The sequence below is a fragment of the Mycobacterium pseudoshottsii JCM 15466 genome, assembly GCF_003584745.1.
Taxonomy (GTDB): domain Bacteria; phylum Actinomycetota; class Actinomycetes; order Mycobacteriales; family Mycobacteriaceae; genus Mycobacterium; species Mycobacterium marinum.
In genome coordinates this window covers 4966534-4992178 of the sequence record NZ_AP018410.1, presented here as the reverse complement: position 1 = coordinate 4992178, position 25645 = coordinate 4966534, and the positions used below count along the sequence as shown (strand labels likewise).

General features: G+C 66.5%; 17 protein-coding genes and 6 pseudogenes. 17 read left to right on the top strand and 6 right to left on the bottom strand.

Annotation, left to right across the window (positions count from 1 at the left end; translation table 11 throughout):
- Window positions 1-6: 6 nt before the first annotated feature.
- Window positions 7-2451: pseudogene (locus tag MPSD_RS31100) on the bottom strand (GcvT family protein).
- Window positions 2452-2687: 236 nt separating this feature from the next.
- A complete protein-coding gene (locus MPSD_RS22650) occupies window positions 2688-3455 on the bottom strand; it encodes a Coq4 family protein (RefSeq protein ID WP_020786207.1) in 768 nt (255 codons plus the stop codon).
- A 64-nt stretch (window positions 3456-3519) separates the two neighbouring features.
- Here MPSD_RS22650 and MPSD_RS22645 point away from each other — a divergent pair, with 64 nt between their 5' ends.
- The 3 genes and pseudogenes from MPSD_RS22645 to MPSD_RS29765 all read left to right on the top strand — a co-directional run bounded on the left by MPSD_RS22645 (window position 3520) and on the right by MPSD_RS29765 (window position 6681).
- Window positions 3520-4176, top strand: a complete 657-nt coding sequence (locus tag MPSD_RS22645) for a TetR/AcrR family transcriptional regulator (RefSeq protein WP_223161678.1) — start codon at window positions 3520-3522, stop codon at window positions 4174-4176.
- 77 nt (window positions 4177-4253) lie between these two features.
- A pseudogene (locus MPSD_RS22640) lies at window positions 4254-5036 on the top strand (hypothetical protein).
- A 59-nt stretch (window positions 5037-5095) separates the two neighbouring features.
- Window positions 5096-6681, top strand: a pseudogene (locus tag MPSD_RS29765) (esterase-like activity of phytase family protein).
- Window positions 6682-6700: 19 nt separating this feature from the next.
- Here MPSD_RS29765 and MPSD_RS22630 read toward each other — a convergent pair.
- The gene (locus tag MPSD_RS22630; protein WP_020726365.1) at window positions 6701-7213 is read right to left on the bottom strand and encodes a nitroreductase family deazaflavin-dependent oxidoreductase; all 513 of its coding nucleotides are present in this window, start codon (window positions 7211-7213) and stop codon (window positions 6701-6703) included.
- A gap of 153 nt (window positions 7214-7366) precedes the next feature.
- Between MPSD_RS22630 and MPSD_RS22625 the strand changes: the two are divergent.
- Window positions 7367-7621: pseudogene (locus MPSD_RS22625) on the top strand (DUF427 domain-containing protein); the annotation flags it as partial.
- Window positions 7622-7642: 21 nt separating this feature from the next.
- On the opposite strand, the gene MPSD_RS22620 reads toward MPSD_RS22625, so the two are convergent.
- Window positions 7643-8845: an ISAs1-like element IS2404/ISMul1 family transposase gene (locus MPSD_RS22620; RefSeq protein WP_420811966.1), complete on the bottom strand. Its 1203-nt coding sequence runs from the start codon at window positions 8843-8845 to the stop codon at window positions 7643-7645.
- Window positions 8846-8997: 152 nt separating this feature from the next.
- Between MPSD_RS22620 and MPSD_RS22610 the strand changes: the two are divergent.
- From MPSD_RS22610 to MPSD_RS22555, 11 genes and pseudogenes are all read left to right on the top strand, one after another.
- Window positions 8998-9516 (top strand): annotated as a pseudogene (locus tag MPSD_RS22610) (DUF427 domain-containing protein); the annotation flags it as partial.
- A 394-nt stretch (window positions 9517-9910) separates the two neighbouring features.
- Window positions 9911-11110: a YncE family protein gene (locus tag MPSD_RS22605; protein WP_086085723.1), complete on the top strand. Its 1200-nt coding sequence runs from the start codon at window positions 9911-9913 to the stop codon at window positions 11108-11110.
- Between the two features lie 121 nt (window positions 11111-11231).
- Window positions 11232-12863, top strand: a complete 1632-nt coding sequence (locus MPSD_RS22600) for a fatty acid--CoA ligase (protein WP_015356932.1) — start codon at window positions 11232-11234, stop codon at window positions 12861-12863.
- A gap of 107 nt (window positions 12864-12970) precedes the next feature.
- The gene (locus MPSD_RS22595) at window positions 12971-14029 is read left to right on the top strand and encodes an NAD(P)H-dependent amine dehydrogenase family protein (protein ID WP_086085721.1); all 1059 of its coding nucleotides are present in this window, start codon (window positions 12971-12973) and stop codon (window positions 14027-14029) included.
- Window positions 14030-14141: 112 nt separating this feature from the next.
- Window positions 14142-15692, top strand: coding sequence for an arylsulfatase (locus MPSD_RS22590; RefSeq protein ID WP_020786216.1), 1551 nt, complete (start codon window positions 14142-14144; stop codon window positions 15690-15692).
- A complete protein-coding gene (locus tag MPSD_RS22585) occupies window positions 15693-16589 on the top strand; it encodes an HAD family hydrolase (RefSeq protein WP_086085720.1) in 897 nt (298 codons plus the stop codon).
- On the top strand, window positions 16582-17463 hold the full coding sequence (locus tag MPSD_RS22580; protein ID WP_086085719.1) for a formylglycine-generating enzyme family protein: 882 nt from the start codon (window positions 16582-16584) through the stop codon (window positions 17461-17463). Before MPSD_RS22585 ends, MPSD_RS22580 begins: the two co-directional genes overlap by 8 nt.
- A gap of 560 nt (window positions 17464-18023) precedes the next feature.
- A pseudogene (locus MPSD_RS22575) lies at window positions 18024-20493 on the top strand (PE family protein).
- Between the two features lie 148 nt (window positions 20494-20641).
- Window positions 20642-21115, top strand: coding sequence for an SRPBCC family protein (locus tag MPSD_RS22565; protein ID WP_020786218.1), 474 nt, complete (start codon window positions 20642-20644; stop codon window positions 21113-21115).
- A 32-nt stretch (window positions 21116-21147) separates the two neighbouring features.
- Window positions 21148-22020 carry a class II glutamine amidotransferase gene (locus MPSD_RS22560; protein ID WP_020786219.1) on the top strand — a complete coding sequence of 291 codons (873 nt, stop codon included), beginning with the start codon at window positions 21148-21150 and terminating at the stop codon, window positions 22018-22020.
- 23 nt (window positions 22021-22043) lie between these two features.
- Window positions 22044-22913, top strand: a complete 870-nt coding sequence (locus MPSD_RS22555) for a patatin-like phospholipase family protein (RefSeq protein WP_020786220.1) — start codon at window positions 22044-22046, stop codon at window positions 22911-22913.
- On the opposite strand, the gene MPSD_RS22550 is transcribed toward MPSD_RS22555, so the two are convergent.
- Window positions 22914-23969 (bottom strand): patatin-like phospholipase family protein, encoded by a 1056-nt coding sequence (locus MPSD_RS22550; protein ID WP_036426322.1) that lies wholly within the window; start codon window positions 23967-23969, stop codon window positions 22914-22916.
- Between the two features lie 102 nt (window positions 23970-24071).
- Window positions 24072-24539, bottom strand: coding sequence for a lipoprotein LpqV (locus MPSD_RS22545; protein ID WP_174524130.1), 468 nt, complete (start codon window positions 24537-24539; stop codon window positions 24072-24074).
- A gap of 124 nt (window positions 24540-24663) precedes the next feature.
- Here MPSD_RS22545 and MPSD_RS22540 point away from each other — a divergent pair, with 124 nt between their 5' ends.
- Together MPSD_RS22540 and MPSD_RS22535 are read left to right on the top strand one after the other, a co-directional pair.
- Window positions 24664-25239, top strand: coding sequence for a cysteine dioxygenase (locus MPSD_RS22540; RefSeq protein WP_011738590.1), 576 nt, complete (start codon window positions 24664-24666; stop codon window positions 25237-25239).
- Window positions 25239-25622, top strand: coding sequence for a rhodanese-like domain-containing protein (locus MPSD_RS22535; RefSeq protein WP_020726355.1), 384 nt, complete (start codon window positions 25239-25241; stop codon window positions 25620-25622). The genes MPSD_RS22540 and MPSD_RS22535 overlap by 1 nt, the downstream gene beginning before the upstream one ends.
- Window positions 25623-25645: the final 23 nt, after the last annotated feature.

Sequence of the window (25645 nt, the reverse complement as noted above, 5' to 3'; positions counted from 1 at the left end):
GACGAGTTACCTCCGTATCCGGGTGGACCCTGGATCGACCGCCGGTTGCTGGTGGACGCTCGCCGGGTAGCGCCGGCCGCGGTGGTCGACGGTGACGGTGTCACCAATCGACGATTCGGCCGGCAGCCAGGCGTAGGCGATGGTGCGGCCAATCGTGGGCGAATACCCGGCACTGGTCACGAATCCAATGCAGACATCGCCGGCAAACACCGGCTCCTTGCCCAGTGCCGCCGCGGCGGGATCGTCGAAGACAATGCACTGCAGTACCTTTCGCGCAGCGGCGTCCACCAGCGCGGCCTTGCCGATGAAGTCTTTGGACATCCGAACCGCGAAGCCCAGGCCGGCCTCATCCGGGCGGTGCTCGGCGGTCATGTCGGTGCCCCACGCGCGGTAGCCCTTCTCCATGCGCAGGCTGTTGAACGCGATGCGTCCGGCGGCAATGGCCTGGTGGCCGGCGCCAGCCGCCCACAACAGGTCCCACAGGGCGCCGCCGTAGCTGGCTTCGGTATAGATCTCCCAGCCCAGCTCGCCGACATAAGACACCCGCAGCATGGTGACCGGGATGGCCTCCAGATAGGTCTGTAGCAACCGGAAGTACGGGAACGCTTGGTGTGACAGATCGTCTCGGCACAACGGCTGCACGAGGTCCCGCGCGGCCGGCCCCCACACCCCGATGCAGCAGGTGCCTCCGGTGATATCGCGCAGCGTGACGCTGCCGTCTTGGGGCAGATGACGACTCAGCCAGTCGAAGTCCTGGGGCCCATTGGCGCCGACCTGAAAACGGGCCGTGCCGAGTCGGGCGACGGTGAGATCGCTGCGGACGCCGCCCGTCTCATCGGGCATCAAGGTGTAGGTGACCGATCCGACGCCCTTGTCGATGTCGTTGGTAGTCAGCCGCTGCAGCAGGTCGACCGCACCGGCACCGCTGACTTCGTAGCGGGTCAGCGGTGTCATGTCGTAGAGGGCGACGCGTTCACGCGTCCACTGCGCCTCGGCGATCGCGATGGGCGACCAGTAGCGTGCCGCCCAGTCGTCACGCTCGGGAAACGCCACATTGCGGCCGGCGAGCTCCCGAACCAGCTCGGCATTGGCTTGAAACCATGCGGGTCGCTCCCAGCCACCGCCCTCGTAGAAGTAGGCGCCCAGTTCGCGCTGGCGGTGGTGGAATGGGCTGGTGCGCAGGCCGCGCAGCGCGCTGCGGTACTGGTGGGGATGAACGATGTCGTAGACCTCGACGAAGGCCTGCGCGCAGGTCTCGTCGATGAATCGTGGGCTGCGCGCAAAGTCCTCGAACCGGTACAGGTCGCATTCGTGCACGTCGATCGACGGGGTGCCGTCGACGATCCACTCCGCGACCGCTTTGGCCACCCCGGCCGAATGGGTCACCCACACCGCCTCGGCAACCCAGAACCCGCCCAACTCCCGGTGCTCGCCGAGCAGCGAATACCCGTCGGGCGTGAACGAGAAGATGCCGTTGAAGCCCTCGTCAACCTTGGTGTCCCCGAGCGCAGGCAGCAGTCGCACGCAGTCACGCCAGGCCGGTTCGAAGTCCTCCTCGGTGAAAGGGAGCATCGAGGGCATCGGTTCACCGGCGGTGTCGGCCAGCAACGTGGACATGTCCACGGGCATCGGCTGGTGCCCGTAGGAGCCGATGCCAAGGCGGTCGACGTGTTCGCGAAAATAAAGGTCGGCGTCTTGGTGGCGCAGGATCGGCAGGCTCGCCGGGGCGTCTTCGGTGTTGCGCCCGACCAGCGGTGCGACCTGGCCGGTCTTGGCGTACTGGTGCGCCATCGGCACCAGCGGCAGCACCAGGCCCACCTGTTTGGCCAGCTGTGCGCCCCAGAATCCCGCCGCGCAGACCACGATGTCGGCCTCGATGACACCGCGACTCGTGTGGACTCCGGTGACCCGGCCGTTGTGATCGGCCACCTGCTGCACCTCGGTCTCGGCCAGGAAGACCGCGCCCCGCGCGATCGCCCGCCGAGCTTGCGCTTCGACCGCGCGTACGGGCCGAGGCCAGGCCGTCGCTCGGGGTGTGAAAGCCGCCCAGGATTCCCGCGCGGTCCAACAGCGGGTGCAGCTCGACGCACTGGTCCGGGCCGACCAGCCGCCCCGGCACTCCCCAGGCCTGCGCCCAACCCGCCTTGCGATGCAGGTCCGCCCAGCGCTCGGCGGTGGTGGCGACCTCGAGCCCGCCCACCCGGTTGAACACCGCCCCATCGCGATGGTGCAGTCCGGAGAATTTGTCCACGGTGTAGCGAGCGAATGCGCTCATGGTTTTCGCCGGGTTGGTCGCAAACACCAGGCCGGGGGCATGCGACGTGGATCCGCCGGTGGTGAACAAGGGCCCGCGGTCGACCACCGTGACATCGATGCCCCCCGGGCGGTCAGCTCGTCGGCGAGCGAAGCCCCAACGATGCCGGCACCCACGATGACGAGCTTCGGTCCCATAGCGCCACCCACTTGCACTATGTTCCGTAATACGAAACAAGGTTTGTAATGCGCAACATGATGAGGTCTGGCGCGGCCGCTGTCAAGCGGACAGGAAGGGACCCGGAAACGGCGCGGGCGGGGCCGCGGCATTGGCTGGCCCCAGCCGTCTCCGGGTTGTCCAAAAAATGCTGGTGAGCAGGGGCTTGCACCCCGGTGCGGCTAGCGGAGGCTTACCGGTTGGGGTTGCGAATCGATCAATGGCGCGCGGCGCCGACCGCCGCGGTCTGATAGTCCCAGGGATCGAAGGGGGCGGAGGCGGTGCCGGTAGGTAGCTGCCATCTGGTGAAGAAGTGGCCGGCCGGATGTGCGCTCTCCGATGCCGCGATGCCCAGCGCCGCGCGGACCTCGGCCAGCGGTCGGTCCAGGAGCTCTTCGTACGGGGCCGCCATCAGGTTCTGCGCGGCCCGCCCGCGTGCTACCGCCTGGCGCCAGAACTCGCGTTTGCGCCGCCATGAGCCGCCGCGTACCACCGCGCACGCGATGAATCCGAAAATCGCTGTGGTTCGGCACTTTCCAAGCTGGCCGTGATGCAGGCCCAGGTTGCCGATCTCGCCGCCCAGGTCGGGTCCGTAGCCGCCCAGCACGTGGAACATGTCATGCAAGACGGTGCCCCGCTTGATCATGTAGCCGAAGTCGGGGTCCCAGCCATTGCGTTCGATGACCGGCTCGATGACGTCGCGGGCATCGAGTACCCCCGCATCGAGGCGGTGTTGACGCAGGAAATCGCGATAGGCGGCGCCGAGTGAGCCCGGCGGCAACGTAGCCAGGTAGTCGTCGTCACCGAGTCGCGCCATCAGGTCGGGCTTTGTCTCGAGCAGCCGGCGTCCCTGCGGGAGTCGGGCGAGTTTGTCGAACTCGCGCTGCAGGGTCGGGTAGCCGAAGGCGATCACGGCTTCGAATACCTGGTCGTGATTGAACCGAAGGCCGAACACGTGGCCCAGTGCGCGAACACCGGTCCGCATCTGCCCGTACCGTGCCGTTGTGGACGGGATAGCCATCTACCAAATAATAGACATACTGTAATCGATGTCAACTAAAATTCCAGCCGGAGAATCCGGCGTGCGGCGACGCGGCCGGCCCGTGGGGGGCGGCAATACCCCGGAGCAGGCGCGTCGTCTGCTGGTGCAAACGGCCGAGCGTTGCTTTGCCGAAAATGGTCTGGATATCACCATGGCGGAGGTTGCCAAGCGGGCGGGCGTCTCACGCGCTGTGCTCTATCGGCATTTCGGTGGGCGTGATGAGTTGGTGGTCGCGGTTGCGGTTCAGGTGATGGATCGCTATGTCGCACGAGTGGTTGATGACCTGATGCCCACGGACGACGTTGCCGCCCTGATCACCGAGTCATTGGTTTTTGTGACCACGGTGGTCAGTCGTGATCCCCTGCTCGAGTTGCTGTCCATGGGAGCCGAGCACGGCGTCGCCAGTTTGCTGGCCAACTCCCCGGTGTTGTGTGGGAAGGTGGCCGGCCTCTACGAGCAGGTGTTCGTCCTATTCCGGGACCGGTTGCGAGTGGGCTTGGAGCCCGGTGATGTCGGGCGATACGTCCTCGGGGTAGCGCTTTCGCTGCTGATGAACGTGATACCGGGGTCGGATGACCCTGCGACGGTCCGTCGCTATGTCCGGACCTTCGTGCTGCCGGCGATTGTCGCGTCCCCGCCCGACGCGGTGTCGGTGTTTGTCTGAGCCGCCGGTAACTTCCCCGTGTCGCGCGCGGCGGCGCACCGCGGTGGTGCGCTCGTGCGGCCATACACTGGGCCATCGTGGGTATGCTCTTCGGGTTTTCGCCGTGGCTGGTCTACTGGGTGTTGGTCGGCAATGTCCCTTTCGAGACGGCGGTCGCGGTCGCACTGTTGATTGCCCTGGCGGTGCTGGCGGTAGGGCGCTCCGCTCAAAGGCCCGGTCGCACCGTCGAAATAGGTTCTGTCGCAACATTTTCCGTGCTGACCGTGCTGACATTCGCACTCAGCGAGGCGTTTCTGGCGCGATGGATCGTGGCGGTGAGTAACTTCGGCATCTTCCTGGTCGCTGTTCTCGGATTGCTGATGGGCAAACCGCTTGTGCGCGAATACGCGGCCGCCGAATTGCCCTCCGACGTGGTCAACACCGAGTTGTTCAAGCGAATGACGATGATCCTGACCTGGATCTGGGTTGCCGCGTTCGCCGGTATGACGCTCTCATCACTGGTTCCGCCGGTCGTGGAAAGTGACGCCACCATCCTTGACACCAAGACCCCGGTGTCGTTCATGTGCTAATGGGTCATTCCGGTGTCGCTGCTGGGTTTGGCGGCGCTGGCTTCTCAGTTGCTGCCCACCCGGATGCTTGCCGGCATCGACGACGTTGTCCGGGAGACCTCGTTCGTCGCTTACGACGAAGCGACCATCGACGAGCTGTACTACCTTGCCCAAGAACACGCCAACCGGGAAGTCGGTCCGGGTAAGGAGGCCTACAACGTGAAGGTCGGCGGGATGGGGACACCCCTGACCGGCGACGAGGCGCGCAAATCCTGGCCCTCAACCTATAAAGTGAGTGACAAGCGGCGCTAGCGCCGGCTTCCGTACACCCGCACTACAACTTTTCCTGCTAAATCATGCGTATGGCATTTATGGCGAGACGATGGGTAGCGACGGTTGGGTTGTCGATTGCGCTGACAGCCTGCTCGTCGAGCACCTCAGATCCCACCGCCGCGTACGCGGGCAACATGGACTTGAGTACCGCAACCGGCACAGCGTTGGCGATCTCACCGGGCCGGATGTTGGCGGCCACCCACGGCGTGACACCGGTGGCGTTCGGCAAACCCGCGCACGGCCGCATCGCCTACGGCGAAAACGGTGCCATGATCTACACCCCCGACCCGGGCTTCACCGGTACCGATGAACTCGCCGTCACGGTCAGCCACGCGGTCAAGCTCTTCGCCGAGGACCAACTGCCGCTGGCCACCGTCGGCGGCGTCGCGATCAAGGCCAGCGCACACGGATCGGGAATCGCCGCGGTGCCGGGCAGTGCTGATGAAATCTATGGCATCACCGACCGCGGTCCCAACGTCGACGGGCGTACCCCGAATGAAAAGGTGCTCCCGGTACCCGAATTCCATCCGCACATCGCCAAGCTCAAACTCGCCGATGGCGTGGCAACGGTGGAGCGAATCATCACGCTGCACGGTCCGGCCGGACGTCCGATGCTCGGACTGGTGTCCCCGCAGGCGAATACCGGGGAGGCCCTGGTAGACCTCAACGCAACGCCGCTGCCGCCTTCCGATTACGGCGTGGACCCCGAGGGTCTGGTCGCCATGTACGACGGCAGCTTCTGGGTATCCGACGAGTACGGTCCCTACCTCATCCACTTCGACGACAACGGCAAAGAGCTGGAACGCTTTTCACCGTTTGACGGGACACTGCCCCGGGAGCTGTCACTGCGCAGCCCCAACCGCGGCATCGAGGGTCTAACCATCACCCCGGACGGCTCCACGCTGGTGGGGATCATGCAGTCGGCCATCCAGACGCCCGAGCTGGCCGGCCCGGCCAAGTCGGTCCCGATCGTGCGCATCGTGACCGTCAACCTCATTGACCCCAGAAACGTCCACGAATACCTGTATCCGCTGGAAAATCCCCAGCAGACGAAGGTCGCTGTCTCCGATATCACCGCGCTGAGCGCCACCACGTTCCTGGTCGACGAGCGCGACAACGAGCCGGCGCCCAGGGAAACAAGAAGATCTACCTGGTGGATACCGCCGACGCCACCGACGTCGGACCCCGCTCGACGGTGCCCGGTGCGGTGTATCAGGCGGACGCCGGCGGCTTGCTCATCGACGGTGTTCCGATCGAAACCGCGGTGGGCGTCAGCACCGACGCCGACGCCGTCGCCAAGCTCAAGGCCGCCGGCATCACGGTGGCGTCCAAGACCCTCAAACTCGATCTCGGAGCCCTGGTGCGCACGCTGAGTCCCAACGGTGACTTCTTCGGGCACGACAAGATCGAAGGCCTGATCACCCCGGACGGCGGCAAGACGCTGATCATGGCAAATGACAGCGATTTCGGGCTGGCTGGGTTGGCCTCGGACACGCCGCCCATGCGGCTCGAGCCCAAGATGTTGCCCAACGGCTCCCAAGACAATGGCGAGATTCTCATCGTCGACACGACCCAGCTGCCGGCGAAAACCGAATCGGTGACGGTCTCCATCAGGGTCGGTTGAGCGCGGTGGACCGGAGCGCTCAGCCCGCCACCGGGCGAAGGCGAAAAACCCGGATCTCGCGGGGCGCGCAGCTGCTGCGATAACCCTCGTAGCCGGCGTAGAAGTCCGTGGCGCTGGCCCACGCCGCCGCGCGCGCATCGCCGGTGAGCAGTTCGGCCCGGTACGGCCCGGGCGGCCCTTTGAACTGCACCGTGCACTCGGGGTGTGCCAGCAAGTTGGCACTCCACGCGGGATGGTTGGGACGCCCGTAGTTGGACCCGATGGCCAACAGTCCGTCGGAGTCCTCGATCAACGCCAGGGGATGCACCCGGGGCTGGCCGGACTTGGCGCCCGTCGAGGTGAGCAGGCCTACTTTGTTCAAGCCCCCGAAGCTCAGCCGGCCGCCGGTCCGTGGGATCAGCGCCTTGTCGATGGGTGGGGCAACGCGGAGCATGACGACGTAGCCCACCCGGGTCATCAGGACGCGCTCCAGCAGCGCCTCATCGAGTCGCAACCGTCGTCCGCGCCGCGGGCTGTACCTGCGAAACGCCACGAGTAGCACAGTAATCGATCGGAGCGGAGCCCACATTGGGGTTTGTGGGGGTTCGCGGGGGTTATGGCGTCGTAGGTTGAATGGGTCGGATGCGTCGAGTCCTCCGCAGGCAAGGAGCGTTGCGATGATCAAGGACAACTCATGACAAGCGACATGGGAGACCGCGACTATCCCCAGATGGCGGCCGCCCGCGGACGGATCGAGCCAGCGCCGCGCCGGGTGCGCGGCTATCTGGGCCACGAACTGGTCTTCGACACCACACAGGCTCGCTACGTGTGGGAAGTGCCGTACTACCCCGCGTACTACGTGCCATTGGCCGACGTCCGAGCGGAGTTCCTCAGGGACGAGAACCATGCGCAGCGGGTCCAGTTGGGTGCCTCGCATCTGTACTCCGTCGTCGGCTCCGGGGCAGGGCTCCGGCGTTGTTGATTAGCAGGCTTGTGAGCTGGGGAATTGTGGATTGAGGAGGTCTAGGCGGCGGTTGGCGGTCAAAGCGGTGATCCGGCAGGCTTCGGCGATGTTGTCGGCGCCGTTGAGGCGGTGCAGATTGATCGCGGTGTTGCGTAGCGTTGCTAGGACCTGTGCGCCGTTTCCGGTATGTGCCCTTTGACGGTCTTCGTCGAAGGTGACGTCGCGTATCCAGTGCAGGCTGTTCTCGATTCCCCAGTGTTGACGCATCCAGGTCATGATCGCGGTAGGGCGGGCGTGCTCGAACGGCAGGCTGCAGATGGCATAGACCACCTCCACGCTGCGCTGGTCGGTGGCGGTGATCAAGCGTTCACGAGTGATCCGGATGATTTGTTTTGCGTAGGGGAAGCCGATTCCTCGTGCAGCGGTGATGATTTGCGGGGTGCGGGTCTCGACACGGCCGTGGCCGCGGGAGTCGTCGGTAGCGGCTGCGGGCACCTCGGCCCAGGGCAGCGCGGTGATACGCGCAAGTATTTTGGCTTGGTTGGACTTGACGATCATCAGGTAGTGCGACTTCAAGGTGGCGCAGATCAACTTCGCGGTGACGACCTGGGTATGCATCGCATCCACGGTGACCAGCCACCGCAAGCTACCCGGCAGCAGCGTGAGCAGGGCACGTACGCAGGGAATTTCATTGCTTTTCTCGGCGACAGCGAGTTGACCGAGCACCAATCGGGCACGGTGGGCGAACACCGACACGAGATGCGTGGCTGTCGCTTTGGCGCGTAAAGCACCACGCAGCATCTTGCCGTCCAACGCGATCGGCACCAATCCACTGGGGTCGCGGCTGGCCACGTGTGCAGTGAAGTAACTGCCCATCCTGGCGTTGAGGTCGGCGGGGTCTAGCCGAGACAAAACAGCGCGGAAGGTCTTCTCACTGGGCCGCCGGAACCGGACCCCTAATTGGGCCAACACATCATCGGGAGCGGTGGCCGCCCATGTGGCAAAACCAGCATAGCCGCGCATCCCCGCGGCAGTGGCCAGAACCGCGATCGCCAACAAAGCCATCAGCGAATACCTCCGACCGCGTGGGTCCCTCGGGTCTGGCACCGAGGCCAACACATCGAGAAACTCCGATCCGATGAACTCGCTGCGCTCACCAGGACTCCAGCGGTCGAACACCTCTGGAACCGACGACACAGGCAATACTGAAACGGTAGGCACGGGCAACTCCAGACCAACGACGAACAGTAACCAACTCGATCGTTCTCCAGATAGCCCGTGCCTACACTCCGGCCCCAATAGCGCGGCACCAAAGATCATCAACCCAGCTCACAAGCCTGCTAATCAACAACGCCGGAGCCCTGGGCTCCGGGGCGACGCAGACCCACCCGTCGGCCGCGCGGGTGTTCGACGCCGACGGTGCGAGTCCGGTAGCGGGCACCGTGCGGTTCGACTGGGACGTGCTGCGGTGGTTCGAGGAAGACGAACAGATCTATGGCCATCCGCGCAATCCCTACTCGCGCGTCGACGCGCTGCGCTCGCAACGACATGTCCGGGTCGAACTCGACGGTGTCGTGCTTGCCGATACCGGCGCTCCCGTGCTGCTGTTCGAGACCGGACTGCCCACCAGGTACTACATCGATCCAACCGACGTCGCCTTCGAGCATCTGGAACCGAGCGCGACCCAGACGTTGTGCCCCTACAAGGGGACGACCACCGGCTATTGGTCGGTGCGGGTGGGCGACAGCGTGCATCCGGACCTGGCGTGGACCTACCACTACCCGTTGCCCGCCGTCGCCGCAATCGCCGGGTTGGTGGCGTTTTACAACGAAAAACTTGACATTAGCGTCGACGGTGTCAACCTATCCCGGCCCCGTACGCACTTTGGCTAGGTTTGAGCATAAGCACGGTGTGAGATTTGCTTCTCCCGGTGTTGGAATATAAGAGATTCTTATTTGACGTCCGCGACCAGCGCATTTGGACTGTTGGCGACACGTGCCAAAAGGGCAGATCAAGCTATCCTTGGACGTTTGCTGCGAATTCCCTGTGTAAATGATTCAGAATTGCATTCTGAGCGCCGGCTGAGGCGGCCGAGTGGCATAGGTAACAGCAATAAAATTGAAATCTATTTACCCAGAATTAAGGAGCTAGACTCGGGCGAAAGCAGTCGATCAGCGCCTTTTTGGTGCTGAAATCCGGTTTGGATCGGGCGGCGAGGATCGCACAGGGTTGTCGCGATATGCGGCGCCCGCATGGAATTTTCAAAACAGCAAAGGCGGTGCCAACGTGAGCGACGTGAACGGCCAGCAGACCGGCTGGAATGATCGCGATGGCGGGGATGTCCAGGTCTTCGAGTTGGGTACCGCACCCGATTTCCCGACCTCCGTCGAGATTGCGGTGGCCAACGGGCCCATCGGTGACATCGGCATCAGTCCCGACGGCAGTCGCCTGATGGTGACCAACTACGGCGACAACAGCGTGTCGGTGATCGACACCGACACCTGCCGGGTGGTGGAGACCATCACCGGCCTCGATGAGGCTTTCGCGGTCACCGCGGGCGGCCCAGCCGCCAACCGCGCCTACGTGAGCACCGTTTCGACGGCGTATGACGCCATTGCCGTCATCGATGTCGCTACCAATGCCGTCGTCTCCACCCACCCGCTGGGGCTCAGCGTCAGTGACCTGGCGGCCAGCTCGGATGGAAAGTACGTCTACGCCAGCCGTAACGGCGCTCGCGGTGCCGACATCGCTGTTCTTGACACCGCAACGGGCCGCGTCGATGTGGTCGACATCGCTCCCAAGCCTGGCCTCACCACCGAATGTGTCCGCGTCAGCGCCGACGGCAACCGCGGTTACGTCGGCGCCAACGGACCGTCCGGCGGTCAGCCCATCGTCGTGGCAACGCATGCGGAGTCCGAACTCAATCCGGTCCGGGGCGGACGCGCACGCTCGCGGGGCAGGAATGGCCAGGGCGTGGCCGGATCTGTCGTGCAGCAGTTCCCGCGCGATCTGCGCATCATCGACACGATTGAGATCGGCTCTTCGGTTCGTGATGTCGCGATCAGCCCCGACGGCACCACCGCCTACGTCGCCAGTTGCGGCGCCGACTTCGGCGCGGTGATCGACGTTGTCGACACCCGCACCCGCAAGATCACCGGCACCCGCAAGATCGAGGAGATCGGCGGTCTGATCACCCGGCTTTCCATCGGCGGCAACGGCGAGCGTGCCTACCTGGTGAGCGAGGACCGTGTCACCGTGCTCAGCGCGCGCTCGCAGGATGTCATCGGCACCGTCCGGGTCAACCAGCCGTCCGCCGCGATCGAAAGCCCGGGCGGCGACCGCCTGTACGTCGCTGACTATTCCGGAACGGTCACCATGACGTTGGTTGATCTGGGCGTGTCAGCCATCGACAACGCCCTGTGCCAGGGTCTGTCGGCCGATTGGGTCATGCCTGAGCTGCTGCAGTTCGAGGCGGCGCTGGCCTAGCGCCCCCTACTGGACGCGGTTCTGCGGGGGAGCCCGTTTCTTATGGTGGTGCTCGGCGATAGCATTCGCCGGAGGCCGACACGAGGCGGTGCTGCGCCGGGACCCGTAAGGCGGTACATCGATGTACAGCACGATGCAGGATTTTCCTCTGACGATCACCGCGATCATGCGCCACGGCTGTGGCGTTCACGGGTCGCGGCAGGTGATCACCGCGACCGGTGACGCCTACCGTCAGACCACCTATCGCGAAGTCGGACAGCGTGCCGCCCAACTGGCAAACGCGCTGCGCGGACTGGGCATTTCCGGTGACCAGCGGGTGGCCACGTTCATGTGGAACAACGCCGAACACCTGGTGACCTACCTGGCGGTGCCGTCGATGGGGGCGGTACTGCACACCCTCAATATCCGACTGTTCGCCGAGCAGATCGCCTACGTCGCCAACGAGGCCGAAGACCAGGTGGTCCTGGTCGACCTGTCCTTGACCAACCTGCTGGCTCCAGTGCTGCCCAACCTCGACACCGTGCACACGGTGATCGCGGTCGGGGAGGGGGACACCGCGGCGCTGGAAGAGTCGGGCAAGACCGTGCTGCGCTACGACGAGCTGCTCGACGGCCAATCGACCGAGTTCGATTGGCCGCACATCGACGAGAACTCCGCCGCCGCCATGTGTTACACCAGCGGTACCACCGGACACCCGAAAGGTGTTGTATACAGCCATCGTTCAAGCTTTTTGCACTCGATGGCGACCTGTACCGCAAACGGTATCGGCGTGGGATCCAGCGATCGGGTGCTGCCGATCGTGCCGATGTTTCATGCCAACGCCTGGGGGCTGCCCTACGCCGCACTGATGGCCGGCGCGGATCTGGTGCTACCCGACCGCCATCTCGACGCCAGGTCGCTGGTCCACATGGTGGAGAACCTGCGCCCCACCCGGGCCGGCGCGGTGCCGACCATCTGGAACGACGTCATGCACTACCTGGAGAAAAATCCCGGCCACGACGTGTCCTCGTTGGGGCTGGTGGCCTGCGGTGGCTCGGCGGTTCCGGAATCGCTGATGCGGACGTTCGAAGAAAAGTACGGCGTCCAAATCCGGCAGTTGTGGGGGATGACGGAAACGTCGCCGTTGGCCACCATGGCCTGGCCGCCGCCGGGAACCCCGCCGGACCGGCACTGGGCGATCCGGTCCACGCAGGGCCAGCCGGTGTGCGGCGTGGAAACCAGGATCGTCGACGACAACGGCGAGGCGCTGCCCAACGACGGCCAGGCCGTGGGTGAGGTAGAGGTCCGCGGCCCGTGGATCACCGGCGCCTACTACCTGGGCTATGACCAGTCCAAGTTCGATTCCGGCTGGCTGCGCACCGGCGATGTCGGGCGCATCGATGAGCTGGGCTTCATCACGTTGACCGACCGGGCCAAGGATGTCATCAAGTCCGGCGGGGAATGGATCTCCTCGGTGGAGTTGGAGAACTGTCTGATCGCTCATCCCGATGTGGTCGAGGCCGCGGTGGTGGGCGTCCCCGACGAGCGCTGGCAGGAGCGGCCGCTGGCCGTCGTGGTTCGCCGCGAGGGGGCCACGGTCAGCGCCGCGGAGTTGCGAAAGTTCCTTGCGGACCGGGTTGTTCGATGGTGGCTGCCCGAACGGTGGGCATTTGCCGATCAGGTTCCGCGCACCAGTGTGGGTAAGTACGACAAGAAGACCATCAGGGCCGGTTATGCGGAGGGCGTCTACCAGGTCACCGAGGTGCACAACTGAGCGCGAGCAGACACAGACTCGCATAGCCTCGGCGCCAATCGTGCGATTCTGTGTCTGCTCGCCAGAGGCAGCGAGCCAGCGCAACGAAGCGCGAGGAAGGTGGGGTCATGGGCCTGCGAGTCGTGCAGTGGGCAACCGGGTCGGTCGGTGTTGCCGCAATCAACGGTGTTCTCGAGCATCCCGAACTCGAACTCGTCGGCTGCTGGGTGTACTCGGAGGCCAAGAGCGGCGTCGACGTCGGTGAGATCATCGGGACGCCGCCGTTGGGCGTGATCACGACCAACAGCGTCGACGAGATTCTCGCACTCGACGCCGACGCGGTGATCTATGCGCCGCTGATGCCCAGCGTCGATGAGGTTGCGGCTCTGCTGCATTCGGGCAAGAACGTGGTCACGCCGCTGGGCTGGTTCTACCCGACCGAAAAGGAAGCTGCCCCAATCGAAGTCGCTGCGCAGTCCGGCAACGCCACGCTGCACGGTGCCGGCATCGGCCCGGGCGCGGCCACCGAACTGTTCCCGCTGTTGCTGTCGGTGATGTCCACCGGCGTGACTTTCGTTCGCTCCGAGGAGTTTTCCGACTTACGCACCTACGGTGCGCCGGACGTGCTGCGCTATGTGATGGGTTTCGGGGGCACCCCGGACAGTGCGCTGACCGGGCCGATGCAAAAGCTGCTCGACGGCGGCTTCATGCAGTCGGTCCGGCTCTGCGTGGACCGCCTCGGCTTTGCCGCCGACCCGCAGATCCGCACCTCGCAAGAGGTGGCGGTGGCAACCGCGCCGATCGAATCGCCGATCGGAGTGATCGAGCCGGGCCAGGTGGCGGGGCGCCGCTTCCACTGGGAGGCCGTGGTTGGCGACACGGCGGTCGTCGAGATCACCGTGAACTGGCTGATGGGTGAGGAAAACCTAGACCCTCCATGGTCTTTCGGCCCCGCCGGGGAGCGCTACGAGATCGAGGTGCGCGGACATCCCGACGCCTTTGTCACCATCAAGGGATGGCAGCCCGACAGTGTGGCCGCGGGTTTGCAGAGCAACCCGGGAATCGTCGCCACGGCGGCGCACTGCGTCAACGCCGTCCCGGCGACCTGCGCGGCACCGGCGGGCATCCAAAGCTTCTTCGACTTGCCGCTGATCACCGGCCGGGCCGCACCCGAGCTGTCTGGCTGATCTGTCGCCGCGGGGGGCGCTCGTCGGCCTCGGGCACGACGGGTGAGCCGACCCGTGTCGACACGCCCCCGAGGGGTGCCATTGCGCCACGGATTTACGTAGGCTGCGATTCATGTCCAACGGAAAACCCAACATCCTTGTCATTTGGGGCGACGACATCGGCATCACCAATCTCAGCTGCTACAGCGACGGTTTGATGGGATATCGCACGCCGCACATCGATCGGATCGCCAACGAAGGCATGCGGTTCACCGACGCCTACGGGGAGCAGAGCTGCACCGCAGGCCGTGCGGCGTTTATCAGTGGGCAGAGCGTGTACCGCACCGGCATGAGCAAGGTCGGAATGCCGGGCTCCGACATCGGCTGGTCGGGCCAGGACCCGACCATCGCCGACCTGCTCAAACCACTTGGCTATGCCACCGGGCAGTTCGGCAAGAATCACCTCGGCGACCGCAACAAGCACCTGCCGACCGTGCACGGGTTCGACGAATTCTTCGGAAACCTCTACCACCTCAATGCCGAGGAAGAGCCAGAGCTGCCGGACTATCCCAAAAGCGATCGATTTCCGGTGCTAGCCGAGTTGAACCGGCCGCGCGGCGTTCTCCGGTGCTGGGCCACCGAGGAGGTTTCCGACGAGCCCGACGACCCGAAATACGGGCCGGTGGGCAAGCAACGCATCGTGGACACCGGCCCGCTGACCAAACAGCGCATGGAGACCATCGATGACGAAACCACCGAGGCCTGTGTGGATTTCATCAAACGGCAGGCCGCGGCGGACACGCCGTTCTTTGTGTGGATGAACATGACCCACATGCACCTGCGCACTCACACCAAGCCGGAAAGCGTGGGCCAGGCCGGGGTGTGGCAGTCGCCCTACCACGACATCATGATCGACCACGACCGAAACGTCGGTCAGCTCCTTGATGCGCTGGACGGACTGGGCATCGCGCAGGACACCATCGTCATCTACAGCACCGACAACGGCCCACACGCCAACACCTGGCCCGACGGCGCAACAACCCCCTTCCGCAGTGAGAAGAACACCAACTGGGAAGGCGCATTCCGCATTCCGGAGATGATTCGCTGGCCGGGCAAGATCTCCGCGGGCGTGGTCTCCAACGAGATCATCCAGCAACACGACTGGTTGCCCACCTTCTTGGCGGCCGCCGGCGAGTCCGACATCATCGAAAAGTTGAAGAAGGGCCACAAGATCAGCGTCAGGGGAGACGACAAGGAGTTCAAGGTCCACCTCGATGCCTTCAACCTGCTGCCGTATCTGACCGGTGAGGTCGAAGAGAGTCCGCGCCAGGGGTTCATCTACTTCTCCGAAGACTGCGATGTGCTGGGTATCCGTTTCCACAACTGGAAGATCGTCTTCCAAGAACAGCGCTGCCAGGGGACGCTGCAGGTCTGGGCCGAACCATTCGTTCCGCTGCGGGTGCCCAAGATCTTCAATCTTCGCACCGATCCTTTTGAGCGGGCTGACATTACATCCAACACCTACTACGACTGGTTCCTCGACCACGATTTCATCGCCTTCTACGGCACCGCGATATGCACGCAGTTCCTCGAGACATTCAAGGAGTTTCCGCCGCGGCATCCACCGGCCAGCTTCACGATCGATCAGGCCGTGGAGAAGCTGCAGGCGATCGTAAAGGACTAGATGCTCGAGCATTGGAACGACGGCCCCACCAAGGCGGCGATCGTCGATTTTGTCGATCAGACCGTCGCTGAGGTGGAGCCCGAGGCACGTATCGCGGTGTTCGACAACGACGGGACACTGTGGTGTGAGAAGCCGATGTATATCCAGCTGGACTTCCTGGTCCGCCGGTTCGCCGAGCAGGTTGCGGCTGACCCGTCGTTGCGGGAGCGCCAGCCCTACAAGGCGGTGTACGAGGATGACCTGAGCTGGATCGGTGACGCCCTCACCAAGCATTACCAAGGTGATGACACCGACCTGAAACCTCTTGTTGGGGCAATACTTTCCGCGCATGAGGCGATTACTGTCGAGGAACACGCCAGCCGGGTGCGGGCATTCTTCGCCGAGGCGACACACCCGACTCTGGGCCGTCCCTATCGGGAATGCAGGTACCTGCCGATGGTGGAGTTACTGCAGTACCTGGCCGGCAACGGATTCACCAACTACATCGTCTCCGGAGGTTGCCGGGACTTCATGCGCCCGATCACCGGTGCGCTCTACGACATTCCGCCGGAGCGGGTGGTGGGCAGCTCGGTGGGGCTGATCTATCGCGACGGCAGCCTGTTCACCACCGCGCAGCCGGAATTCCTCGACGACGGTCCGATGAAACCGGTGCGGTTATGGAGCCGAATCGGGCGCCGTCCGATTTTCGCTGCCGGCAACTCCAACGGGGATATCGAAATGCTCGAATTTGCCGACACACCTGGCGGATCCGCGCTGCGGCTGCTGGTTCGCCACGATGACGCGGAGCGCGAATTCGATTACACCGCAGGGGCCGAACGGGCACTCGACCAGGCCGCCGCGTCGGGCTGGGTGGTGTCCAGCATCAAAAATGACTGGGCGACCGTCTTCGGTGACTGACGATCTGATCCGGATCGCCGCCCAGACCGCTGTGCTGGGGTCCGAGGCGCACTACCCCGAGGAGAGCCCGCTGCGACAGGTCGACGTCAACGCCTTCCGGATCCAAGTGCACCAGGTGACCAATACTCAATTCGCCGAATTCGTCGACGCTACAGGTTATCTCACCGTCGCCGAGCGACCGCTGGACCCGGCGGACTATCCGGGCGCGCCGCCGGAGAACCTGCAACCGGGCTCCATGGTGTTCACCCGCACCGCTGGCCCCGTCGACCTGCGCCACCTCAGCTTGTGGTGGACGTGGACTCCCGGCGCCTCTTGGCGCCATCCCGCGGGCCCGCATTCGTCGATCGCCAAACGGGCCGATCATCCGGTGGTGCACGTCGCCTACGAGGACGCGCACGCCTACGCCGGATGGGCGGGGCTGGCGCTGCCCAGCGAGGCCGAATGGGAAGTCGCCGCCCGCGGCGGGCTGACCGGTGCGGCCTATACCTGGGGTGAAGAATCGGAGCGGCCGGGGCAGCGGTTGGCGAACTTCTGGCATGGCGACTTCCCGTGGCGACCCGAACCCGGCTACGGGCGCACCAGCCCGGTGGGCAGTTTCGAGCCCAACGGCTATGGCCTATTCGATATGGCCGGCAACGTCTGGGAATGGACCGTGGACTGGTACACCGACACCCCCCCGGCCCGGCCCGCCGCCGAGGCCGATAGCTATGACCCCCAACAACCCCAGTTCCGGGTGCCGCGCAAGGTCGTCAAGGGCGGCTCGTTCCTGTGTGCCGACAGCTATTGCCGTCGCTACCGGCCGGCCGCTCGCCGCCCACAGCCGATCGATACGGGCATGAGCCATATTGGATTTCGCTGCGTAGGACGCGACTGAGCGACACCGTCTTTTGGGAATGGCGACCAGTCGCGGGTTGGAAATGGCAAGAATCCGGCTCTGAAAGTGGAAATGATGCCTGCAAAGTGGCGGCAGAAGGAATGGCCGCCCCGGTTGGCGTAGGCTGGAATTCGGGCCCAAAGATGACAATGCGACTTTGCCGCTTTGTGGGCCGGGGCGAGGTGCTGCCGCCGAGGTGCAACGATGCTGCTGCTCGGGTGAATCCCGTTGTCGCGCTACAAATATGACAACGCTACGGTGGCGGCTTAGCGGGCTGGTTTCGCAACGTGATGGTGATGGGGTGTGCCTTGCGCTGCAGCGACCTACCGGGGTGAACAATTCACCGAAAACTGAATTCCTAATTAATCCGAAAATGAATTCCGGGAGGCTTGACACTGCCTTTGAATTCCGGTGTAGTTGGCGGGAAAAGACGCGATTTTAAAACGTCGCGTTCAGGCGTTTTGTGATTGCAATTGCCGTCGTTGCAGAGCATCGTCCGTACGGCACCTGCCGCACCACAGGACCCATGTCGCAGGCATGGGCCGTTTGGAGGTTCACCGATGTCGTACGTATTCGCCGCGCACGAGCTGATGGCGGTGGCCGCCGGGGAGTTGAACGACATCGGGGCGCTGGTCGGGTCGGCCAACACGGCGGCGGCGGCTTCGACAACCGATCTGATGGCGGCAGCGGGAGATGAGGTGTCGCTGGCCATCGCGCGGGTTTTCGGTGCTTACGGCCGCGACTACCAGGCGTTCGGCGTGCAGGCGGCGGAATTTCACGAGCGGTTTGTCCAGGCATTGCGTGCGGGAGCGGGCGCCTACGGCGCCGCCGAGGCCGCCGGTGCGTCATCGTTGCAGTCCTTGGAAACAGATCTGCTGGGTCTGATCAACGCGCCCACCATGGCGTTGTTCGGGCGGGCACTGATCGGCAACGGCGCCAACGGTGCGGCGGGGACCGGGGCGGCCGGCGGGGACGGGGGATCCTGATCGGCAACGGCGGCAATGGTGGGTCGGGTGCGGTCGGCGGTACGGGCGGGGCCGGGGGTTCGGCGGGGCTGTTCGGTAGCGGTGGTGCCGGTGCAGCCGGTGGTGCGGGGGCGGCCGGTGGCGTGGGCGGCAACGGCGGGGCCGGCGGTAGCGGCGGGTGGTTGTTCGGTGCGGGCGGGGTGGGCGGCGCCGGTGGTGTCGGTGGTGCCGGTGGGGGCACTGGGGGATCGGCGGCAACGGTGGCAGCTCAACGGGCTGGTGGTTTGGGCCCGGGGCCGGTGGTGCGGGCGGCGAGGGTGGCACCGGCGTGGGCTTCGGTACGGACGGTGGCGCTGGCGGAGCCGGCGGTGTCGGCGGGGCCAACAACTCCTTGTTCGGTGGGGTCGGTGGAAGGGGTGGCGCCGGCGGGGGCGGCGGCACCGGTGACACCGGCGCCGCCGGTGAGATGGGTTTCACCGGCGGTGTTGGTGGGGTCGGCGGTGCCGGTGGAGCTCATCACTTCCTGCTCGGCGCGGGCGGAGCCGGTGGGGATGGCGGCACCGGCGGGGCCGGTGGTGTCGGCGGCGCGGGTGGGAATAGCGCTGGTGGGGACGGCGGTCTGGGTGGTGACGGGGGCGCTTCGGGGGCTGGTGGTGCGGCCGGTTTGCTGGGCACGGCCGGTCACGCGGGGGCCGGTGGTGGCGGTGGCGTCGGGGGTAGCGGTGGGGTCGGGGACGTCGATTCGACGGGCAGCGGCGTCGGCTATGTCGGAGGCGACGGAGGTACCGGCGGTATCGGCGGCGGCGCCGGCGGGGTAGGTGGCTCCGCTGGAGCGGGCGGTGCCGGCGGCACGGGCGGTGCCGGTGGTGCTGGCGTAGCTGGCACCGACTCGGCTACCCCCACCGACGGTGGCAAGGGTGGCGATGGCGGCGGCGGCCAGGGCGGCGCCGGCGGTGCTGGTATCGGCGGTGTGGGCGGCGGCCAAGGCGGCAACGGTGGCACTGGCGGTGTCGGCGGAGTGGGCGGGGCGGGCGGGCAGAACACCGGCACCGGCGGCGACGGCGCCGACGGCGGGGCCGGGGGCACCGGCGGACACGCGGGTGCTGCTGGCGCCGGAACCGACGGCGGCGCGGCGGGCGGCAACGGACTTGGTGGTGCGGGCGGACAAGGCGGCGCCGGTGGTGACGGCAACGTCGGCAGTATCGGCAAGGTGGGCAGCCCCACTGAACCGGCCATCGCGGCCCAGCAGGGTGGCACCGGCGGCGACGGCGGCGCCGGCGGCAACGGTGGCGATGGCTTCCTCGGTGTCGGCGGGGGTGCCGGTGGCACCCTGCTGGGCCGGTGGTGGCGGCGGAACGGGCGGTGCCGGTGCTGACGATGGAGATTCCGGCACCGGGGGTGTCGGCGCCCAAGGCGGCACCGGCGGCAAGGGCGGTGTCGGCGGAGTCGGTGGTGACGGCGGCGGGGTCGGCGGTACCGGGGGAGCTGGTGGTGCCGCCGGCACGGGCGGGGCCGGCGGCAATGTTGGCGATGGTGGTGCGGCGGGTGGCGGCGGCAAGGGCGGCATCGGCGGCGAAGGCGGCGGTGGCGGCGAAGGCGGGAGTGCCGGGGTAGCGGCGGTGTCGGCGGAGCCGGCGGCGCAGCCGGTACGGGCGGGGCCGGTGGCGCGTCTGGCCCGGGCGGCATCGGCGGCGGCGGTGGGCACGGCGGCAGCGCCGGCACCGGTGGCCAGGGCGGCACCGGAGGCACCGGCGGGGGCACCGGTGGCGTCGGCGGCCAGGGCGGTGCCGGTGGTGACGGTGGGCACGGCGGTGAAGGCGGCTTCTTCGGCACCGGCGGCGGCAACGGCGGCAACGGCAGCACCGGGGGAACTGGCGGTGTCGGTGGCACCGGTGGTGACGGCGGCAACGGTGGGGAAGGCGCCGGGGACGGCGGATCCAACGGGGGTGGTGGCGGCGGCGGCCAGGGCGGTGGCGGCGGCGCCCCCAGCGCCTCCGGCGGCAGCCCAGGTGAGCACGGGGCCGAAGGCAAGGCCGGCGGCTCCGGCGCCAGCAGCGCGCTGTAGCCGGGCAGGGACAGCGGCGCCGCGGGATCGGCGGTGCAGCGCCGCCCTGCGTAGAGCCGGAAGTTCATCGATCACGTCACGGCCGACCCGACGCAGCGAAGGGGGGCAGGGGCAAGCCGGCCAATCGGGCCGGTGACCCCGACTACCAATGGCAACACCTATCGTCGTCGAGCAATCGCTGGTCATCCCGGTCCCCGGCGACCAAGCGTTCCGCGGCACGCTGCCGGCGCCGCTGCCGGAAGTCTTCAACCACTGGTATGGGCCCATCCCACCGATCAAAGAGGTCCGCGACCAAACCGGTGATTGGGACGCCGCGGGCCAGACTCGCAAACTTTTCATGGTCGGCGGCGGCAGTGTGCACGAGGAGTTGACCAGCCTCGACTCGCCCCGATCATTCGGCTACCGGCTCTCCGACATCAAAGGCCCGATGGCGTTGCTGGTCGGCCAGGTGGTGGGTGCATGGATCTTCACTCCGGCGGACGGCGGTACCGAGATCACCTGGCGCTGGACCATTCATCCGAAGTCTGCGGTGGCCGCGCCGGCGCTACCGGTGTTCGGGATGTTGTGGAAGGGCTACGCCCGTCGGGCGCTACGTAACCTGTCCGCGCTGCTGACGCGCTGAGCACGCGTCTAGCTCCAGCTACCGTCGACGTCATGTGCCGACTCTTTGGCCTGCACGCGGGACGGGACTGCGTCACCGCCACGTTTTGGTTGCTCAACGCCCCGGATAGCCTTGCCGCCCAAAGCAAGCGAAACCCCGACGGGACGGGTCTGGGCGTGTTCGACGACCGAGGCCGGCCCGAACTGCACAAGCAGCCGATAGCGGCGTGGCAGGACGCCGACTTTGCCGCCGAGGCGCACGAGATGACGGGCACGACCTTCATCGCTCACGTGCGCTACGCCACCGCCGGATCGCACTCGGTGGTCAACACCCACCCGTTTCTGCAGGACGGCCGGATCTTCGCGCACAACGGGACGCTGGGGGATCTCGAATTGCTCGACACCCGGTTGCGGGAGGTGGGCACCGCCGGTCTGGCGCAGGGGCAGACCGACTCCGAGCGGGTTTTCGCGCTGATCACGGCCGCGATCCGCACCCATGACGGCGGCGTGTCCGCCGGTCTGCTCGACGCGATGGGGTGGCTGGCCGCCAACGTGCCGATCTATGCGGTCAATGTCTTGCTCAGCACCGCCACCGGGATGTGGGCGCTGCGTTACCCGGAGTCGCACAACCTCTACATCCTGGACCGGCGTAATGGTGCGCCGGCCTCCAGGCGCGAGTTCCACTTGCGCACCAAGCGGATTCGCGCGCGTTCCGAGCACCTGCGCACCCGGCCGTCGGTGGTGTTCGCCAGCCAGCCGATGGACGACGACCCGCGCTGGCGCCTGCTGGACCCGGGGGAGTTGGTACACGTCGACGTCGACCTGCGGATCACCCGAAGCCTGGCGCTGCCCGACCCACCCCGGCATCGGCTGCGGCTCGCCGACTTGGGTCCGGAGGTCCAAGAGGCGCTGCACCCGCCGGCCTGACTGGGCTGGCAGACTGACTGGGCGTGGCACCCAAACGCGCACTGGTATTGGCTGGCGGAGGACTGGCGGGAATCGCCTGGGAGACAGGTGTTCTGCTCGGCATCGCCGACGAGTCGCCGGCGGCGGCACGGTTGCTGTTGGATTCGGACGTGCTGGTGGGTACCTCGGCCGGTTCGGCGGTGGCCGCGCAGATCAGCAGCGGCACCAGCCTCGATGCGCTGTTCGACCGGCAGATCGCCGAGCAGTCGGCCGAGCTTGATCCGGGCGTCGACATCGACGTCATCACTGAACTTTTCCTGGACGCCCTGCGCGAGCCGCGAATCCCCGGCGTCGACAAGATACGGCTGCGACTGCAGCGAATCGGGGCGGTGGCGCTGGCCACCGAAACCGTGTCCGAGTCCGTTCGCCGCGAGGTGATCGCTGCGCGCCTGCCCTGCCACGATTGGCCGGACCGCGCGCTGCGGGTCACCGCGATCGATGTGTCCACCGGCGAGCTGGTGGCATTCGATCGTGACTCCGGGGTCGAACTCGTCGATGCGGTGGCGGCCAGTTGCGCGGTCCCGGGGGCGTGGCCGCCGGTGACCATTGCGGGCCGGCGCTACATGGATGGCGGGGTGGCCAGTCTGGTCAACCTCGGTGTGGCCGACGATTGCGGTGTGGCGGTGGTGTTGGTGCCCACGGGGGCCGACGCGCCGTCGCCGTTCGGCGGCGGGTCCGCCGCGGAGGTGGCGGAATTCGCCGGGACGTCGCTGGGCGTCTTTGCTGACGACGACTCGCTGGCCGCCTTCGGGGCCAATCCGCTGGATCCGTGTTGCCGCAAGGCTTCGGCGCTGGCCGGGCGGGCGCAGGGCCGGCGCGAGGCGTCCGCCGTCGCGGCGTTTCTGGGGCTGTGATCAGCCCTCGATGGCCGGCGTCGCGGGTTGGTCCGCGGACTCGAGTGCGTCCAGGGCGCGGTTAGCCAGCGCCCGGCCCACCGCGATCACCTCGCTTGCCCGATGAAATTCCAGGCTGCGGCAGGTCGAGCGCGGCACCTCGATCAACAGATCGGCGGGGTAGGCCGCCAGCGTATGGCGCGCCAGTGCGGACTGGGCGATGTCGATGGTCCGGTTCATCACCTCAAAACTGCCCATTTTGGGCAGTCCGGGTGTGTAGCCGCCGTCATCGCGCTCCGGCACGGGGGCCTCGATCTGGGCGTCTTCCGGCCAGGAGTCCTGGTCCGGGGACCCGGCGCCGAAGCGGTTCAGCACCGCCCGCGTCGGCCGGTCCAGCAGCGACCGGGCGGCCGTGGCGTCGAATATCGAGGAGGTGGTGCGCACCATGCGGTTCAACCACTCGGTGGTGACACCGGGCTCGCTTTCTCGGCTGGGGCCGCTTTCGCTGCCGTTGAGGCTCACCGCGATGGTCAGGTCGGCGTTGACTCCGGCGATCGGTGCCATGGGCAGCGGATCCAGGATGCCGCCGTCGGCGAGCAAACGGCCGTCGACCTCATGGGGGGCGATGATTCCCGGGATGGCGATGGAAGCGCGAATGGCTTCGTCGAGCGGGCCGCGCTGAAACCAGACCGATTTGCCCGCCAGAATGTCGGTCGCCACCGCCGTGTAGGGGACCGGCAGTTGTTCGATGGTGACCGGTCCGAGGATGTCGCGTACGGCGTCCAGAATCTTCTCGGCTCGCAGCAGCCCCGCCGCGGTGATCGACGGATCGAGCAGCCGCAGAATGGTGCGCTGATTCAGGGACTTGGCCCAGTCGCTGAACTCCCCGAGGCGCCCGGCCGCCTGCAGTCCGCCGACCACGGCGCCCATCGACGAACCGGCGATCTCATAGCCCCGCTCGCGCAACGCCTCGATCACCCCGATGTGCGCATAGCCGCGCGCGCCGCCGCTGCCGAGCGCCAAGGCCACCCGGGTCGACGATGATCCGTGCGTGCGCACGGCGATTGGCCCGGTCATCCCTTCATTCTGCGCGGCCTACCCGAGGGGATCGAATCGGACGGGAGTTTCGTGCATCGCTGATCGCAATTGCGCAGCGCTTCGAATCGGCGGTAGCGGCCGCTATCCGCATTCGTTGTTGGCGGCCGCCGCCGCCGCGACGATCACCGCCGCCTGGCGCGGCAGGCTCAGATCCGCCCACCGCATATTCCAGGTGCCGGCAACGCCGGATTCGGATGCCTGAACCATGGCCAGGTAGGGCTCGATCCGCGGCTGCTCGGTGGCTGGTTGGGCGTCCATCCACACCTTCGCGGCATGGCAGGCCTGGAAATATTCCTCTTCGGTCGACTCTGCGGGGACGTCGACGCGAGTCGTCACGCCGGTCGGTGAGACGCCGACGGCGCCGGGCGCCAGCGAACTAACCGGCGGTGCGGTGGTCTTGGCGGACGGCCCGGATGACGTGGTGGCCGTGCCGTTGCTGGCATCGGTGGAGCAGCCCGCGAGGGTCGAGACGCCCGCCGCGACGATGAGTGGTGCGCACACCTCCCAGCACTGGTGGCGCGGTCGGGAAAAGAGACGGTGTGGGCGCATGGTGCCAATTTATGCAACACTGTGCGGCGTGATGAAGTGCCTCGGATGTTTGGAGTGTTGTCGGCGCTGACGTGCCGCCGCTTGCCCGATCCACTTCACACTCTGGAGAACTCCTTCCGTGGCCATGCCTCTTCGCCAGTCCTCTGTCACGTCTTCTCGCCCCCAGACCGTCACGTCCCCGGCACCGGGCCCCACGCGGCTTCGGGTGCCCGACCTGTTGCACGCGACCGACCAGGTCGCCGATGACGTGCTCAGCGGTCGCTGCGATCACCTGTTGCCGGAGGGGGGCGTGCCCGACGACGGGCGCTGGTTCACCCGCGTCCATGGCGACGACGAACTCGACGTTTGGCTGATCAGCTGGGTGCCCGGTCACGCGACGGAATTGCACGACCATGGCGGCTCGCTCGGGGCGCTGACCGTGCTGTCCGGATCGCTCAATGAATTTCGGTGGGACGGCACGCGGTTACGCCGCCGCCGCCTTGACGCCGGGGATCAGGCCGGATTCCCGCTGGGCTGGGTGCACGACGTGGTCTGGGCGCCGCGCCCGGCCGCCGAGCCGATCGCGGCGCCGCTGCCGCCCACCCTGAGCGTGCACGCGTATTCGCCGCCGCTGACGGCCATGTCTTACTACGAAGTCACCGACCGCAATACGTTGCGCCGCAAGCGCACCGAATTGACCGACCACCCCGAGAAGCCCTGATGAGCCGAATCGACCGGATACTCGACGACGCCCGCAACCGCTATCCGCGGCTGCCCGCCGACCAGGTGCCGGACGCGCTGCGCCGCGGTGCGGTGCTGGTCGACATCCGGCCGCAGGCCCAGCGCGCCCGGGAGGGCGAGGTGCCCGCGGCGTTGGTGATCGAACGCAACGTCTTGGAATGGCGCTGCGATCCCACCAGCGACGCGCGGTTGCCGCAGGCGGTCGATGACGATGTCGAGTGGGTGATCCTGTGTTCGGAGGGGTACACCTCGAGCCTCGCGGCGGCGGCACTGCTGGACCTCGGGTTGCACCGGTCAACTGACGTGGTGGGTGGCTATCACGCGCTGGTGGCCGCCGGGGTGCTGACCGCGCTGAGCGGCTAGGAGCCTGCGGGGTCTAATGCGGT